This window comes from Pantoea septica (assembly GCF_002095575.1).
Classification (GTDB): Bacteria; Pseudomonadota; Gammaproteobacteria; order Enterobacterales; family Enterobacteriaceae; genus Pantoea; species Pantoea septica.
Genome location: NZ_MLJJ01000016.1, coordinates 1 through 17,049 on the forward strand (window position 1 = coordinate 1; position 17,049 = coordinate 17,049).

Here is a 17,049-nt window from a genome sequence, read left to right on the forward strand (position 1 = left end):
ACGCGATGAAAGCGTGACACTGCAACGTCTTAAGGCATTCACGCCGGGTGACTTTGAGGCCTACAGCGCGCGCGGTGAGGAGTTTCGCCGGCGGCTGTGCGGGACTGTACTGAACGCCCTGCAGCTCAGCAATGCCTGGCTTACCGACTGCGAATGCCGGGGAGAGTGGGGCGGGGTGTTCCCGGTTCATCTCCGCCTGACGCACCGCAAAAATCCGCTCGTCACGCTCGACATCCTGAGCCCGGGCAGCGAGTCGCCGTTCTGGCACGGGCTTATCTGGATAAATCCCGATCACACCGGGCTGTACGTTCTGAACACCGAACAGTTTGAGCCGGAAACCATCGGCCGGCTGCTGACGCGTATTGAAGATATGGTGTCTGCAGGCATTACGCCAGCGGAAATCGTGGCGGTACTGGGCAGAAAGGGAGGGCGCGCATGAACACAGTCATGATGATGCCGCCAGTGGCGCCACGTTTTTATGGGCAACGGCATAATGTCTGCCGGCTGCACAACGTAGCTTCATGCCCTGAAGTGATTTCAGCACCGGCAGCAAGGGTACAAACAAAAAGCAGGGCATATCCTCGGGTGCCCACGTTGCAGAACCTGACTGATATTATCGGGCGGTCCGCTCCGGCAGCGTCAGAACGAACGCCCCAGGCGCTGATGTTCATGGCTGAGGCGCAGGAAAAGCTCATCTGTGAGGCCGAAACTGCGCTGGCCAGCCAGTCTGTTCGCACATACCGGCGATGGTACTCGCACTGGCGGCGCCGGGGCGTACAGGTGAACGACCTGCTGGATATGACGTGGGTATGGCGCCAGCGTGCCCGGACTGAATGACGAGAGACAAAACATTCTAACCGGTCAGACCTGTTAATGTTTCAGATCGTGGTGCCGATAGTATTCAGGTCCTTCACCAGGGAAACACATTGATGGCAAATTCGTTTAGACGATGCTTCGCGGCATCGTCTTTTTTTTATCTTTCAAAAAGAACCCGCCGTAGCGGGTTTTAAATACACACATCTGTTCCCGGGGTCGGGATGAGGGAGAAAAGAATATTGTCTCCCTGTGAGGGTCGGCGACATCTTAGCGGGGTTAATGTTTAGTGTCCTGAGCTAAATCCATCTGAAGAGACAAATGAGATAAATACGCACGGCCTGTGATGCTTAGCATGGATCTGATAGCAGTGCGCGAAGAAAAACTCCGCTGGCGGTAAATCATATTCAGTTAAAGCCTCCATTCCCGGAGTTTTACCGAACGGCGCAGCGGGCAAACCGGCGCGGCCTGCCTTGGCGCTGACCGTCCGACCACTATATCTTGTAGGTCTGCCAGCTGTGAAAGGCACAACATATAGTATTACGCGCCGCAGCGGGGCGATTCGGCAGAATTGGCGTTTTACCGAATGCCGGGAAAACGACAGCAAAAATTGGCGTTGCTGTTGAGGCGTGTTCTGCTAACTTGATGAATGCTTCAATATGAAGTTTGACTTGAGAGAATTGAACATGAAAGATTCCTGGTGCAGTCCCCTAGAAACCGAAGACGGCATGCTGTACGGCGGCGCTGCACGCAATGTAAGAATTGCAGCAGCAGACGGTATGGATGCGATCATTGAAAACGCCGCACGTACAGCCGCGCGTGACGCACTCAAACATGCAACGGAACGTGCCAGCGCCCCTAAAAAGAACGTTGTGGGATTCAAACGTAAAGCAGGATAAAAGTTATCAACATTGTGAAACTGCAAAACAAAAAGCTGCCGGGAAATTCAGGGCAGCTTTTTTTTGACTAATTCGGTGGAATAGGCGTTTTACCGAATGCCCGGAGAAGAGCATAAAAAAACCGCCTCGCGGCGGCTTATCTCCAGCTAACCCTTAGAACCATCGAGAGTCCACTCTTTAGGTTTGCTATGTGTAATATTGCCCCCAGCACGAACAGAAGCATCAATCGCGTTACGGCAGTCTTCGGTGCCACGCGGATTCGAGGATTTCTTACACTCTTCAACTTTTGCGTTTCGCTCCTTATCATGCGCCTTATACCATTCAAGGCTCTGCGCGCCTGCATCGCAGCCGGTAAGCAGTACGGCGGCCAGCAAGCTCAGTGAAATTAATCCCGTTTTCAAGATTTGTTCCTTTTAGTGAATGGATCGCGACAGCAATTATAGCTAGCAGCGTGCGCCGTTTAACGGTTCGGCAGGTGAGGAAGTATCATTTTACCGGCGCCTGGAGAAACTGCTTACGCTTCTTGCCCGTAAATCATATCTGAATTGGTGGGGCTCAGACCGTGTTCCGGGAGGACTGAGATCCCTTGGCCACATCTGTACCTGTAACATTCGCCCTGCCATCGGAAACCGTACGCGCCGCCGGAGCAGAATGAATGTCCCGCCTACGGCGCGGAACCGGTGAGCAGTTGTGTTTGATGTCAACCTAGAAGGATGTTTCAAAGACGCCAGTGGTTACAGGTGATGAGCGTCCGCTAAGAGCGAAAAGCGGACATTATGGCAGATAAATATTGATGCACCGGCGCCACTTATCAAAGCATATCTGCCGCGGGATGCCTGGAACCAAAAGGCGTTACTCAACAAACTGCCCCAGCTTGATGAATAAGTGTTGTTTATAAATATCAGTCCGCGGGGCAGCTGACGTTCATGCGGACTGTTATAGTGTCAGATCAAGGTGTCCCTTAAGGTGTAGACACCTATCGTGTGTTTTTTTCTAAAAAAGACATACATCTGACTAGAACGGAATATCATCGTTCTTGACCGCATCATCAGAGATAAGTGCACCTCCGGGCAGAGGTATATTACTTACAGTATATAAATTAAGAATGTCTTCCCGGTCCATAAACATTATCTGACTTCTTTTGCTGGCATCAAGTTTACCGCCCAGCCAGTTCCTCGCCTGTTTAGTAATTTCTCCGCCGGCAACAATAAAGGCATGATCAACTAGCACCTTTCTGTTTGTTTCCGGGTCAAATATTTCATGGCCAAGCATCATTAGCACTTGGTTGTGAATTTCTGCCACGTTTGAATTCGTAGCTTTGCTGACACCCGACGCATCCAGCTTGCCTTTTTTTGCCTGAATGCCGAAATAAAGAACATGCTGAGTTGGCAGTGTGAACTTCATCCAGATGTCTTTCCCGTATTCCAGCGCTTTATCTTTATGTCCCGCAGCTGTTATCCGGTGAAAACCGAGTTGTCTGAATAAAGGGAGGAGTACCTCTTCTATCAGCTCATCTTCAGAGCAGGTATCGAGAAACAAAGTCAATAATGTTCTGCGTTTTATTTCGTGAGGCGTTAAGGGCCGGTGAGGGTTATTACTTACTGAAACTGTTTTGGTGCCAATGTGGCGTATATACAAAAGGTTATCATCACCATAAAATGCCTCATAGCCTTCCCGCATCAATGGCTTGTTCAGTTCTTCGAGCGCCTTTGATCTTCCGGGATCATCGTCCATGGCATCTTCTGGTAGCATTAAAGTCCTAAGTACATGAACAAATCTTTCCGGTAAAGCATGGGCCTTTGGCTGTGGCTCATTAAGAAGTTCTTCAAGCCTCTCGGCCGTCCATGCCCACCGCGTTGATCCGTCATGAATAACCTCTATGTCGCAGTCTTGGAAAAATTCAGTGATGCGACTGCTTGAGCGATACAGAAATGCCGTATTATCTCCGATGAGACATTCCGCGAGAGCCCTGAGATTTCTGTCCTTAAATTTCATATGTAATAATCTCTCCCTTGTTCAGTTATACAGAATTAATTGCAGGCACCGTTTGTTCGGGTAACTGTTAGCGATTCACTACTCATTACTATTAATTCACAAAAGAAATGCCCGAGGCAGTGATTGGACGGATATCATTGACGGAATCTTCATACAGCAAGTATATACGCCATCTTAATGGTGTTAAAACGCCCCGGCTACGGGTCTAACGCACTCGCGTAATGCAGGCTTGAGCCGGCGCGCTTTTTTCATTTCCTGAGGGTAGATAATGAAGTGACCCGTTCCCCATTAAACAACTCAGATTGTTGTTAACTACTTCCGCTTTTGGCACAAAGCGGACATTGTGTAAGCATTTCATTACGACTAATCGGCATCATGAATGTGAAGCTCATAAACTACGCAGGTCACATCGTAATGCTGTTCTTTTGTTTTGTAATTCATGCCTAACCGCTGCATCACTCTCTGAGAGGAGATATTTTCAGGGTCGGCAACAGCTACTAAGTACGTCGTGCCTGTCTGCTCTACTGCGAAATCAATAATCGCTTTAGCCGCTTCTGTTGCATAGCCTTTACCGTTCTGTTCCGGGACAAGCCGCCAGCCAATCTCTAAGGGGGCATTCTCCGCGTTTGCCAGGTGCTGGAGGCATGCTGCGCCAACGATATCCCCGGAAGCCTTTTCTTTGATAGCCCACCACGAAAACCCGTACTTATCCCAACGGGCCTGTACACGCCTGATACTTTCCCAGGTTTCTGCTGGTGTTTTAACTATTCCCTTATTGATATAACGCATCACGCCGGAATCGTTATCCATCACCCGCAAACCCTTGTAATGTGAGCCATTAAAGGGTTCAAGCCTTAAACGCGCAGTTTCTAAATCCATCTGACACCCCTTTTTACGTGCCGGCGTTAACTGGATGACCGACTCTCTATCAATCAACGTATCAAGCTGTAAGGAACGTCAGCTACCGGCACAGAGCGGACATGGACGAAGCCAGGTTCGCTTTGAGCGAGAAGCGGACGTTGCTAATATCACGGTGAATTAATCAACGGCGCGCAGGTCAGGCGAAAAGAAGCTTTTCCGGCAAGACCTGCAGCGCTAGCGCGCACGCTCAATGTGCAACACGGTAGGCTTTCTGTTATGGGCTATATCAACATAATGTGGTTGTTTAATCCCGTGCTTATAGGGTGTGATAGCCTCACAGTAAAGGCAGCATCCTTGCTCCTCATTACCTGCTATTTCGAAGACGTAATGATCACCCAGATCGATGACTTCACCCTGCAAACCTCCGATGTGCATCACTTCCACTTTTGGCATTATCAGCCCTTTTTCATCACCATCTTGCCGGTGGTGTTATCAATCCGATAATGCACGATTGAACCATCAATGATGCGCCTGACAACCTCGCGGGCGGTATCCAGCGGCACCGAAAACCACTCGTTAGGGTGATAGGCTTTACCGTTCTTACCGGTGAGCGTCACCTTCAGGCGCTGTGAGTGCAAAAATCCGTGGATAAGCGACTCAAATTTATTGGGGTTGAGGTTGTAACATTCCATAGAAGCTAGGATTTTGACCGGAGACTCCAGAAACGCCGCATCGTTAATCGCGTTCTTTGTCCGTTCCTCTACGGTCAATTCTGTATAGCCAATCTTGATGAGGTTCGGTATTGCCAACAGTACCGGATTGTCACTTTTTGTTGTCACAATGTAGATCTGGCCAGAGCGCTTATCTTTGTGAGTAATGTTGTTGAATGTCTCAGTAACAGAATCCCCATCCCGGATGATGCGACGGCCAGTTTCCTCTTTGAAAAGTCGCTTTGCCAGAGAGCGCAGCAGGTGATTCGACTCAGTACCATTTTCAAAAATCAGACGTAAGCGAGGGTTATAGCGTCCGTCTTTTTCTTCACGATACTCACCAACTTCATCAACGATGCAAATCACACCATCCATGATAAACGCATCACCAGTCTGAACCTGGGAGCCTTTGACAAATCGAGTGGCGCTTGCCTTTCCAGACTTGAGATCGTCATGCAGCTGATTGAATGTCGATTCAAACTGGTAAAAGTCTTTGCATACCCGGCGTTGCGCCACTTCATCGGGATCAGCTGACTTATTAAATTCAACATTCACCGAATTCAGAATACTGATGTCACCTAAGTCAAATTCTGCGAAGGCTTCGCTCGCAAAAATGTCATCCAGCGAGGTGACTTCTTCAAATGCTGCTGCGCCAGCCTGCACGGCAGCATTAGTCTCACCTAAATCGCCTTCAAGTTCCGCGAGATACGGCAGCAAGCCATGACGGTCAAAAGGGATTAGCAAAGGCTGCATGCCATGATTTTGCTGATATCCCCTTAAACGGCGAGTGAGCTGCTTCTCACGCAAATCACCGTCGCTGGATGGTAAGCGGCCGTGCTGATCCACAAACGCGCTGATTTCTTCGAATTTCGCCACTTCTGGTGAAGATGAATAGCTGCTTTTTTTTGCCTCAACATTCAGTAATCCAAACTCATCATCACTGCTGAAAATGTCGGCCAGGGAAGGGCGCGAAGCGCCCTTATTTTTATGATGTGAGAAAGCCATTACTCAGCACCATTTGCGGCTTTGGCCTGAGCCTGAAGCTGCTCAGCCTTTTTACGCTTAACGAATGACAGCGCATCACCTAGGCGACGCTCAAAGGCATCAGCCGCTTTCACTGAAGGCTCACGACCTTTATCGCGGCGAAACTCCAGTACGTGCTTCCAGAGCACAATCGCTTCTTCCTCAGTCATGGTTGATCGCATGCCAGTGACGGTGTCCTGGATGGTTTTCAAAACATCGGTAGTCACCGCTTTAGACAGAATTTCGTAAGCGCCTTGGAAAGGGTTAACCTGGCGGATCAGGTCAACATTGAGATTTTCGATGTTGATAAACTTGCCGCCAATGTTAACGAACTCGCGATTTCCTTTTACCTCACCGTTATTGACTGGCAGTGCTTTAGGCTTGAATGTCTCGGTTTGGCCTTTCCCGTCAATAATAATGGCACCAGCCGGTAAATCTGCCTCGTTAACCACGCCACCAGTAGACTGAACGACCATCGACGTGTGAACAGCCTCAGCAACGGTCTGAACTTCGTCTGCGTCCATATCTGGATACATCTTCTCGATCACTTTAGGGATCTCCACCAGTTCCAGCACTTCCTGGCTAGGGTCGTTGGACACTGCGGGTGCAACCACTTCCGGCTTTTGAAGAATCGCGGCTTTAATGTTGTCCATGTTCTCCAGAGCCTTAATTACTTTGTCTGATACTGGCGAGCTGATGTCATCGATAACAACCGTACCAGGCGCGGCCTGTTCATCAGGCATCATGCGTGAGCGAGGCTTAAAGGTGATGGAAGGTGCCAGCACTTGCTCCATCAACAGTGAAACGGTGATCGCTTTAAGCATGTTGTTCACAGAGACCTTAACGTCATCGTCTTCAGCGTCTGGCTGGGCAATCAGGTTGGTGAACTGCGCATGCGATTTGCCTTCAGAGTCGCGAGTGGCACGGCCAATGATCTGAATGATTTCCGTAAGCGAAGAGCGATAGCCGATAGTTAGAACGTGCTCACACCAAGGCCAGTCGAACCCTTCTTTCGCCATGCCCAGGGCAATGATGATGTCCATATCATCGCGATGCTTCACATTACGAAGGTAGTTCTGAACCTCAATGCGCAACGGATTATCATCAACCAGGTCAGCAACCTTAAGCTGTCGGCCAGTCTTATCCTGAACGGTGATGATGCCGGTCTGCATATCCTTAGAAAGAACCTTCCCGATAGCGTCCAAAATGTAATCGACTTCTGAATACTTATCCTTTGTGGACTCAATCGAATTCACATTAGGGATGTGGATGATCGTTTTCTTTGAGGTATCGAGCACTTCGTGGATCGCGTCAAAATAGCGCCCCGTGTAGAAGTGGTATCCAATGCCCAGGGATTTCAGGTATTGATAGCCGTTCAGCTGCTCATAGTACGAATACGTCACCTGAGTGAACTTCTCTTCATCCTCGGGCAGCAGGATAGGAACAGCATCACCACGGAAATACGATCCAGTCATTGCCACTATGTGAGCGGTGGATTCGGCCATAAGGCTATCAATCATCGCGCCTAAACGGTTTTCTTCATCGGCTGATGCATGGTGGAATTCGTCGATGGCCAGCAACATGCCATCAAAATCAGATGGCGAAAGCTGCTGGAAGGCAAAGCGTAATGTGGAATGGGTACAGACCAGCGTTTGAGCTGATGGGTCATGCATGAAGTTGACGAACGCCGAAACCTTTTGGCTTTCGCCGCCTGGAATACACAGATTATTGCTCGGCAACACGGTCCAGTTAGCAAAGAAACCGCCGCTTTTCAGGTCAGTGTCTCTGAACGAGCCGCCAATGCTCATCTCAGGCACAGCCACGATGACCTTTTTCACTCCCTGGTTATGGAGCTTGTCCAGTCCCAGGAACATCAGCGCGCGGGATTTACCTGATGCTGGTGGTGCTTTCAACAGAAGGTATTGAGCATTGCGAGCCTCAAAGGCACGAGCCTGCATCTCACGCATGCCCATGTTGTTCAGGTTGGAACTTTTGCCAGTCTGCTTGTAATTTACTGTCAGTAAGTCCGTCATTATGTTGCTCCTTCGTTAACAAGGCTTTCATAGCAAGCGATCAGGTGTGACTGGCGCTCAGCAGCATCTTTAAATGGTTTTTCGCGATACAGCTTTTCTACAGCACGATCCAGAGCCTTATGAGCTTCGCGTAAGGTTTCAGGCATTTTTTTGGGGTCATAGAGGGTCGATAATGTTTCAGAAGGGAAGTCCTCCCGAACCATCAAAATTTCTTCGGCCAATGCCTCAATTTTTTTTATTTTTTCATCTGAGGCAACAGGCCACGGGAAAGTGTTATAAACAACGGATGCGGCATATCTATATCGACTTTCGAGGCGACCTCCAACTAATCTCATCCAGTCGTTGTGCATCATAGAAGTCATAATGCCGAACTGGAAAAGAGAGCCATTAGGTATAAATAAGTTTGCATCAGAACAAATAACATCATGATCTAAAAAACCGATAGGTACGTAATCTCTTCGCTCAGATGATACTCGCGGGACCAAAATATAATGACCAGACTCAGGCTGACTTACCTGCATGAAAATATGCGGAGTATCTGCGGTCTTGAGAGCCGCAGCATGACCGGCTTTAATTCTGAGCTGGCGAACAGCCATTGTGCGATGCTTTAAAGCTGGCATATTGTTAAGGTCTTCTCCCGTAGCATCCTTAAGCCAGAGACACCAGCGTTCTTTCCCATTTAGGAATTCCGCAGCACCTAAAATTTTCTTAATCCATTTTTTTGTGCCTGGCTCAATGGTAACGAGTTTTTCCATCTCATCACGATTAAGCAGGAGATTACCTCCATCAGCGGCCATGTTTCCAAAGAGCATCTGTGGAATGCCAGTATTTAATGGTTTAGTAGATGGGTGAACAATATTATTACCACCTTCGACCAGATAAGGGCTTATTCCTGAGACGGATTTAACGTGCAATTTCCCGTCAGAGAGCTGGAACAACCTCCCACCGTTTGAAGTGGCGGATAAACCAACAATGATCACATGAACGGCGGCCTTATCCCTTGCATTATTTGACCAGGGGAAAGTCGTGTAAGCGAGATGGATGTTCACGTCTAAATTAAAAATTGGTTCCCAAAGATTGGCAACTTGCTCGCCTTGGCAAATCGAATTAGTGGATACAAGTGCCATTTCAGCTTTAGATGATGCGATGTATTGGGCACCTTTCCAGAACCAACAAGCGACATAATCCATTGCGCCAATTTTTTTTCCTTTAAATACGGCAGCCATATCTTCACGTTGTTCGTCGGTACGGCCAACAAAACCGAGGAAAGGGGGGTTGCCAATTAAATAAACCTCATCTTCAGCTTTCTTGGCGCAAACTGTATGCCAATCAACCTGAAGACTGTTTTCATGATGGATCTTGCCGCTGTCACGCAATGGCAATGCTGGTGGAGCATAGCCGAACTCTTTTTCCCATTGAGTATTCAGCTGGTGCTCAGTCAGCCAGAGAGAAAGGCGGGCGATCTCACATGCAAAGTCGTCAATCTCAATGCCATAGAGGTTTGACAGTGACAGATTCGGCAGGTGAATCGACTGCGGGTCTAATTCACGCATCGCGCGAACAATTTCCATCTCCAGCTTACGTAGCTCTTTGTAAGCGATGATTAGGAAGTTACCAGATCCACACGCTGGGTCGAAGATTTTGATTTGCTGAATACGTACGTGCAGCTCGGTGAGCTTGCGCTCACTTTTACGTGCTTTCTCCAGCTCAGCATAGAGCTTGTCCAGAAACAGCGGTTGGATCACCTTCATTATGTTTGAAACTGAGGTGTAGTGCTGGCCGAGGTTTCCGCGCTGGTTTTCATCAATTACAGCCTGAAACATTGAACCAAAAATATCTGGGTTGATTTCAGACCAGTTCATTGAGCCGCAGTCAATCAGGATGCGGCGAGCTTTACGGCCAAACTCTGGAATAGGTTCATCAACTTTGAATAAGCCACCGTTGACGTATGGGAAAGCCTGAAGGTGAACAGGCAGGCTTTGACGTTCAGGTGCATTTGATTTCAGGTTCAGCACGGCAAAGAGGTCAGTAAATAACTGGTCAACATCTGAGCCGTCTTCTTTCGTGTAAGCCTGAATGGCGTTAGTCAGCTGGTCGCGTTCAAAAATGCCCGTGTCATCCGCGTAGAAGCAGAAGAGCAAGCGAGTTAAGAACACGTTAAGTGCGTGAATATCTTCTGGTTTTGAGAGGTCATTACGTTCGCGAATAAGATCGAACAGGTCACCCATTTTTTCAGACGCTTTAACGTCGGCTGGGTGCTCGGTATACATGACCGCTTTTTCATAACCAGCTAGCGGCAGGAAGAAAGCATAGTTTTTATGCAGCTCGGACATCGAAACATCCAAACGCTCTTCAGCAGCTAGGTCGAACGCAACAACGCGAGTGAAATCGGTGACGATCACAAAGCGAATATCGTTCTTGGCAACCACATCTGAAACTTTCAGTTTGTCGGCAACAGTTTCGACATCTGAACCAGCAGAAACCGGAGAGAAGTAGATTTTTTTCTTAACAGCAATGTCATTGCCGGTTGCAACGTTACGTGTGTCATCGCCCTTGCGAAGGCGGGAAATCGTGCTTTTTGAAAAGCCATAAGCATCTAGAAAAGCGAAGATAAATTCTGATGGTGCAACGATGGAACAAGCCTGTTCCATAGACTCGATAATGCGGGCTTGGGTGATGGCCATGCCACAACTCCTTGGGACATTCTTATTAATTATGAATTGAGAGATACATTCAATACCGGTTTGAGCAATGAGATTACGCTTAAAAAAACAAACTCTCTATACTAAAACTCGGTTTTATCTACATAACGTTTTGATCCTAGAGATGTCCTACATAAGCAGTTCTACGGAGAATCCTGAATTCGTCATTACATGCCTACTTCCGCTTTTGGCACAAAGCGGACGTTAGTGTCAAAACCCTGATGGCCCCCTTCGGCTCCCCGGCGTTGCCGGGTCGTCGAGCCCTACTCCGCTAACCGGCAGAGCCGGTAAGCTCCGCCGAACCCCTCCGGGGTTCGGGCCTGACGGCTAGGGTCTGATGGCTGACGGCAAGGCTCACCCCTGCAGCCGGCTGGTGCCGGCGCGCTCACTGGCCACAAAAAGCCGTGGCCGCTGAGGACCGGACCGGCACCGTGGCGTGCCGTTCCGGGGCTGTGCCCTGTTCATCCTTCCGCGTTCTGTTTCGTTTCCCGGGTCCCTTCGCCGTGCAGAAACCTGGCACCCGGGCGTCTTCACGCAAGGGTCGCATGCTAAACGGCTGCACCCGGTCCCTTCGGGCTGCGGCTTTGCCGTTTCCCCCTGCGCTCAGCCTGATGCCCGGTCGCCCGTTCTGCCCTCACGGCGAGGAACTCAGAGAAACATCACTTAAACCACACGGGAGACGCAACATGTCACAGCAGAACGTCAACACCACGGCTTCAGAATCTAAAGAATCATCTCTTTTTCACGGCCAGGGCGATCATGGCGGAGCGGGGGAACTGCTGGGCGATAGCTTCTTTGCGCCGGTAGAGTCGGATCTGATTGATTCCCTGCTGGGACGTTATCAGCACACCCGGGCGAAAATTGAAGCCATCGCCAGCATGGTGACCAGCGGTGAAAACGCGCCTGCGGTGGCGCATTTTATCAGCGGCAATCTGAGCAGCCGCCGGGGCTATTACGGGCGTTCCGTAAGCGAGATGTTCAGCGTGTCAGGCGCGGTCGCGTCCCTGAATTCAGCATTCTGGCAGGAGGCGCTAGACCTGACGGACGTTTACCAGTACATGCCCAACGACCGGCGCAACGAGTGGAATGAGCAGATCCGCGAAATGGCCGCACCGGACTTTGAGGAAAAAACAGTCCGCGCCACGTTGTCTGAACTGCTGTTCTCGCGTGAGAAGTTTTTTGCCGAGCGCATAGACGGCATTTTCCGCAACCTGTCCGGGGAGCACGTCACCAACCGCCCGGAGGGCTTTGGTAAGCGCATGATTATGGCGCGAGTGTACGACGAGTGGGGCGGCAACAACTACGATCGCACCGGCTACATTGATGACCTGCGCCAGGTAATCGCGAAATTCATGGGCCGTGATGCCACAAGCTACCGTACCACAGACAAAATTCTGCAGATTGCTCGCAAGCGTGCCGGGGAATGGCTGACCCTCGACGGGGGTGCGCTGCGCGTGAAAGCCTTTCTGAAAGGTACGGCGCATCTTGAAATCCATCCCGATATGGCCTGGCGTCTCAATGACATTCTGGCGTTTCTGTATCCGGCGGCGATCCCGGCGGAGCACCGTCAGAAGCCGCGTACAAAGTTGAAGACCTTTAACCTGTCGTCGAACCTGCTGCCGTTCAGCGTGCTGAGCGAACTCAGCGAGCTGGAGATCGAGCGCACGGAACCACAGCAGCGTAACCGCTGGGAAGAGCCACGCCAGCCGGTTACCACAAACCCGAATAATCGCCGCTTTAAAAACCTGATGAACTTCGATAAAGGCGTGCGCGCGGAGGCTGAAAAAGTACTGATCAGCATTGGCGGTGTGAAAATGGCCAGAAACGCGTTTACCTGGTTTGAATTCGATTACGACCCGACCACGGCAATTCAGGATATTCAGCTGAGCGGCGCGCTGCCGGATCAGAAAACGCACCAGTTTTACCCGACATCCCAGGCGCTTGCCACGCAGCTGCTTGACGAAGTGAATATCCAGGAGGGTGAAACCTGCCTGGAGCCAAGTGCGGGTATGGGCGGACTTGCCGATTTGATGCCGCAGACGCAAACCACCTGCGTAGAAATCTCGCCGTTGCACTGTCGCGTACTGGAGGCCAAAGGGCACACCGTAATTGAAGGCGACTTTCTGCAATGGGCGCAGGAAACCCGCCAGCGCTTTGACGTCGTGGTGATGAATCCACCCTACAGCGAAGGCCGCGCCGTGGCGCATCTGAATACAGCCGCTGCGCTGGTAAAAGAGGGCGGCCGCCTGGGAGCCATACTGCCAGCGGGAATGGACAGAAAAGGCGTGCTGCCGGGCTGGGACTGCAGCTGGTCTGAACCTATGGAGGGCATGTTTGCAGGGACGGGGGTACGCGTGGTGCGACTCATGGCGTACAAACCGGAATAACAGACAGAAAAAAGGCAGGGTGTTAACCCTGCCAGATTCCGCCCCTGGTATCTGCGACGAAGCCGGGGCATCAGAGAAACACTGACCACAGAACGGGAGATCAATGTGTCTACAGAGCAAACTGTATCAATGGATAACCAGCCAGTAAACCCGGAATTTTACGATGCTCACGAGCCAGTGCGCATGGACGCTATACAAGTTATCGCTTCAATGGCAGAGGCAACAGATAGCCCGATGTCCATTTGGGGAAATACTGACAGGGCAGTAGCTGCAGCAGAAGCGCTATGGGTGTATGCCAGCCGTACTGGCCTCAGCGGAAATGAAGAAAGCGCCTGTGTGGTCGTCCAGGACCTGCTAAACGACCTGATGCACCTGTGTGAGCAGAAAGGCATAACACATCCGGACATGCCATTCATGTCGATTGTAGACAGCGCGCAGATGAGCTACATGGGAGAAATTGAAGACGACAGTAATCTGTGAGAGCGGGGCCGTTTGTGGCCCTGCAGCTGCACCTGACCGCGGCTAAAACCGGGCGGCCCTGCGGGCCGGGTAAAGACGGTGCTGACGCACCGTCTCTCTCCCTTCGCCTGCGCTTTCTCTCTCCGGGACGATGTCTCACGGTCTTCTCTCTCTGCCTCCTGCTGCTCTGCGTTCTGCTGATGTGCTGTAGCTGCTTCTCCGGTTTCCTGTCCCAGAAGGTCAAAAGTATAAACAGCCTGATGGCCCCCTCCGGCTCCCCGGCGTTGCCGGGTCGTCGAGCCCCACTCCGCTAACCGGCAAAGCCGGTAAGCTCCGCCGAATCCCTTCGGGGTTCGGGCCTGACGGCCAGGGTCTGATGGCGAACGGCCAGGTCAACCCCTGCAGCCGGCTGCGCCGGCGCGTTCACTGGCCACAAAAGACGTGGCCGCTGAGGACGCCCGCGTTGCGGTCGGGTGTGTGCCTGCTCATCTTCGGCGCGGTGGTCATGTTGCGGTACGTCCCACGCGGCGGGCGAATCCAAGCACCGTCATTCATCAGATACAAGGGTGAAGTGCACGCCTGCGGCGCCCTTGTATCTGCTGCCTGCCATTGCTTCTCAGCCCTTTGCCGCGAGGAACTAACCGAAACATGAATTAACCACCTGACAGGAGAACCAGCATGCACACAGAAAACGTCAACACCGCCGCTTCAGAATCTCCCAAAACATGGGGTAACGGCCCGAAAATCTGCGTCAGTGCAAACGATCTGCGCACGCGCTGGCACGTCACAGGCGAAAACGGCGAAAAGTTCACGCCGCCAGAGGGGAAGCACTACCCGGCACGAAACGGCAGCTATGGCGTAGACGTGCTGCTCCTTGATGAAACAGATGTCATCGCGCTGATGGCTGCCGGACATAATGCGTTGCCGTGTCTGGCGAGTTCATGCGGAGGCATGACGGCGCTGTACGACATGGGCGAAAAGGCCGCCGGGCGTTACCTGATTGCCAGCCGTGGCCAGATTTTTTACCGCACGGATTCGTGGCAGGAGGTGCGGCAGAAATATGTCCGCCGGGCGTCAGAGGTGCGGAGCGAGGAAGTGCAGAAGTTTCTCGATAACTTTGACGCGGCGATGGCGGCAGGACTGGACCTCTACAAGGCAAGCGACGTCGCGCGTGGAATTATCTCACTGGAAAATGCCCTGAACCCGGCGACTGAAAATCAGGCAACTACTGATAACGCTGATACCACTCTGAACGAGATTCCCTTCTGAAAACGTTGCGCGGCCTGTTAGGGCGGGCCGCTTTTTCGTCTCATCTGATTTAAGGAAAACTGAAATGAAAATGCACAATGCGCAGGCAGTGGTTATCGGTCAGGTTGTCAGTACAGTTCTTTACAATCGCGGGCGGGGCGTCGTGTTCGCCGTTCACGGCGAGCAGAAACCGGCATCAGTCGGATCGCTTTCAGGCTGCGTATCTTATGGCGGTAATGCCACGTTTGATATTGCGTTTGAGAGCGGCGGAATATCTCGCGGGCTGCCGGAAAGTATCTTGCACGGAAAGCAGTGGAGCATATTCCAGGAAATAAAAAGTGGGGAGGAGACGGCACGCATTGTGAAACATGCGGAGTCTGAAGAACGGCGTAAGCAGCAGGAAAAAGAGAAGGAAGAGCGCCTTTATGCCGCTGAGTGCGAGCGTTTAAAAACCGCACCGGAATATGCCGCGCTCTCGCAGGATAAAAAAGGGGCCGTGCAGGTAACGTCTAATATTCGTAAGGAGCTGAAGGCCAGATTTGCAGGCATTAAATTTTCCGTTCGCAAGCGCAGTTATGACAGCGTAAGCGTTAACTGGATTGACGGGCCGACAGAGGAGGAAGTAAAAGCCGTAACCGACAAGTACAAAGACAGTTATTTTGACGGTATGCAGGATATGTCCGTTTCCTGTGCCTCTCCTTTTAATCGTATTTACGGTGGCGTGGGCTACGTTTTTATCGACCGGGATTATTCGGACGTGATGAAGCAAAAAGCGGTCGATGTGGTTTCTCAAAAATTTAGCGGCAGCCTGGACGGCGAAGAAATTACGCTGGCGCGCTTTAATGCCGGCGAGTTATACAGGGTCGGGCGCGATTACTTCTGGCACAATCAGGGCGTGCAGGGCGAGATAAACAGAACGCTTGCGGAAATAAAATAACAAACATTGGGGAGCCTGAAGGTTCCCTTTTTTTCGTCTGTTATCCGCCGCCGGTATTGAACCGGTGGCGAATAAATATAAACCGGTGCGATATGCGGAACGGGCCTGACGTGAGAAAAAAGAAGCGTTGTTCCTGTTGCCCATTCCCGGCATTGAGCCGGGGCGGGTAATTCTGCGGCCTGGCTTCGTTATTGTCTTTAAAATAATCCTACGCAGAAAGATAAAGATGCGTTGCGCGCTTTGTCAGTTTAAAAGTCTGTCAGCCGCTGAAAGCCTTTCGCGGGATCGTGCCTGCTTTGATGGCCTTGTAATGTTTATCAATCAGCATCGCATAGTTATAGCGGTTCGTTACGGTTACCGGCAGGTTTTTCATTCCCGCGTTGTACATTCCCACCGCCAGCCACGTTGTGCCGTACTGATTGAAATTGCGGCGCAGCAGCATGGCACCAATATAAATATTCAGACATGGCTCGCTGAGCAGCTTTTCTTTGCTGAGGCCCGGGTACTCTTTCTGTAAGCGGCGCATTGTGACCGAATTAATCTGCATGAGGCCGTAATCACTGCTGCCGGGCTTACCATCTTTCGTACGGTTGGTATTAATGGCTCCCGGGTTATAGCGGGACTCCTGCCAGGCTATGGCGCGCAGATAGTCCGGATCGATGGAATACCATTCGCCGGCTTTAATAAAACAGTCCGCATTCACGCTGGCGGAGAAAATGCCTGTCGCCAGCAGGGCTGCAGCGTGAGTGAATAAACGCATTGCGGCTCCTGATTTGAAAAGTTCGGAGGAGATGTCAGGCTCAATAATATCATAAGAGTCAGGTTTTTACACACCACTCGCAAATTTATTTTTGCGGATCTATTTCTTTAGTATCAGCTAGTTAGTAAGAAATCGTAGAAAATTTAGTCTGAGAGACGATTTCTTTAAAGAAACTGAAAAGCGCTTGCTACGTGTCATTGGTGTTACAACAAAGTGCCTTTA

Annotated in this window: 14 protein-coding genes; 7 read left to right on the forward strand and 7 right to left on the reverse strand. The window is 50.9% G+C overall.

Going from position 1 to position 17,049, the window contains the following annotated elements; translation table 11 throughout:
- From HA46_RS10510 to HA46_RS10515, 3 genes are all read left to right on the forward strand, one after another.
- On the forward strand, window positions 1–439 hold a 439-nt coding region (locus HA46_RS10510), incomplete at its 5' end, for a conjugation system SOS inhibitor PsiB family protein (RefSeq protein ID WP_084884123.1).
- A complete protein-coding gene (locus tag HA46_RS20820; RefSeq protein ID WP_143807621.1) occupies window positions 436–837 on the forward strand; it encodes a hypothetical protein in 402 nt (133 codons plus the stop codon). The genes HA46_RS10510 and HA46_RS20820, both read left to right, overlap by 4 nt.
- A gap of 635 nt (window positions 838–1,472) precedes the next feature.
- Window positions 1,473–1,712, forward strand: a complete 240-nt coding sequence (locus tag HA46_RS10515) for a hypothetical protein (RefSeq protein ID WP_084884125.1) — start codon at window positions 1,473–1,475, stop codon at window positions 1,710–1,712.
- 146 nt (window positions 1,713–1,858) lie between these two features.
- Here the strand turns inward: HA46_RS10515 and HA46_RS10520 are convergent, their stop codons facing one another.
- From HA46_RS10520 to HA46_RS10550, 6 genes are all read right to left on the reverse strand, one after another.
- A complete protein-coding gene (locus HA46_RS10520; protein WP_084884128.1) occupies window positions 1,859–2,113 on the reverse strand; it encodes an EexN family lipoprotein in 255 nt (84 codons plus the stop codon).
- Window positions 2,114–2,726: 613 nt separating this feature from the next.
- Complete coding sequence (locus HA46_RS10525; RefSeq protein ID WP_084884130.1) at window positions 2,727–3,707, reverse strand: hypothetical protein; 981 nt, start codon at window positions 3,705–3,707, stop codon at window positions 2,727–2,729.
- A gap of 363 nt (window positions 3,708–4,070) precedes the next feature.
- Window positions 4,071–4,586: a GNAT family N-acetyltransferase gene (locus HA46_RS10530; protein ID WP_084884133.1), complete on the reverse strand. Its 516-nt coding sequence runs from the start codon at window positions 4,584–4,586 to the stop codon at window positions 4,071–4,073.
- A gap of 437 nt (window positions 4,587–5,023) precedes the next feature.
- Window positions 5,024–6,283: a GIY-YIG nuclease family protein gene (locus HA46_RS10540; RefSeq protein ID WP_084884139.1), complete on the reverse strand. Its 1,260-nt coding sequence runs from the start codon at window positions 6,281–6,283 to the stop codon at window positions 5,024–5,026.
- Window positions 6,283–8,334 carry a DEAD/DEAH box helicase gene (locus HA46_RS10545; RefSeq protein WP_084884141.1) on the reverse strand — a complete coding sequence of 684 codons (2,052 nt, stop codon included), beginning with the start codon at window positions 8,332–8,334 and terminating at the stop codon, window positions 6,283–6,285. The genes HA46_RS10540 and HA46_RS10545 overlap by 1 nt, the downstream gene beginning before the upstream one ends.
- Window positions 8,334–11,018, reverse strand: a complete 2,685-nt coding sequence (locus HA46_RS10550; RefSeq protein WP_084884147.1) for a DNA methyltransferase — start codon at window positions 11,016–11,018, stop codon at window positions 8,334–8,336. Before HA46_RS10550 ends, HA46_RS10545 begins: the two co-directional genes overlap by 1 nt.
- A 602-nt stretch (window positions 11,019–11,620) precedes the next feature.
- Here HA46_RS10550 and HA46_RS10555 point away from each other — a divergent pair.
- The 4 genes from HA46_RS10555 (at window position 11,621) to HA46_RS10570 (ending at window position 16,067) form a co-directional block, all read left to right on the forward strand.
- Window positions 11,621–13,423: a DUF4942 domain-containing protein gene (locus HA46_RS10555; protein WP_244277518.1), complete on the forward strand. Its 1,803-nt coding sequence runs from the start codon at window positions 11,621–11,623 to the stop codon at window positions 13,421–13,423.
- A gap of 105 nt (window positions 13,424–13,528) precedes the next feature.
- Window positions 13,529–13,903: a hypothetical protein gene (locus tag HA46_RS10560; protein ID WP_143807622.1), complete on the forward strand. Its 375-nt coding sequence runs from the start codon at window positions 13,529–13,531 to the stop codon at window positions 13,901–13,903.
- Window positions 13,904–14,560: 657 nt separating this feature from the next.
- On the forward strand, window positions 14,561–15,151 hold the full coding sequence (locus HA46_RS10565) for a hypothetical protein (protein WP_084884154.1): 591 nt from the start codon (window positions 14,561–14,563) through the stop codon (window positions 15,149–15,151).
- 64 nt (window positions 15,152–15,215) lie between these two features.
- A complete protein-coding gene (locus HA46_RS10570) occupies window positions 15,216–16,067 on the forward strand; it encodes an LPD29 domain-containing protein (protein ID WP_143807623.1) in 852 nt (283 codons plus the stop codon).
- Between the two features lie 259 nt (window positions 16,068–16,326).
- Here the strand turns inward: HA46_RS10570 and HA46_RS10575 are convergent, their stop codons facing one another.
- On the reverse strand, window positions 16,327–16,827 hold the full coding sequence (locus HA46_RS10575; RefSeq protein WP_084884159.1) for a lytic transglycosylase domain-containing protein: 501 nt from the start codon (window positions 16,825–16,827) through the stop codon (window positions 16,327–16,329).
- Between the last annotated feature and the right edge of the window lie 222 nt (window positions 16,828–17,049).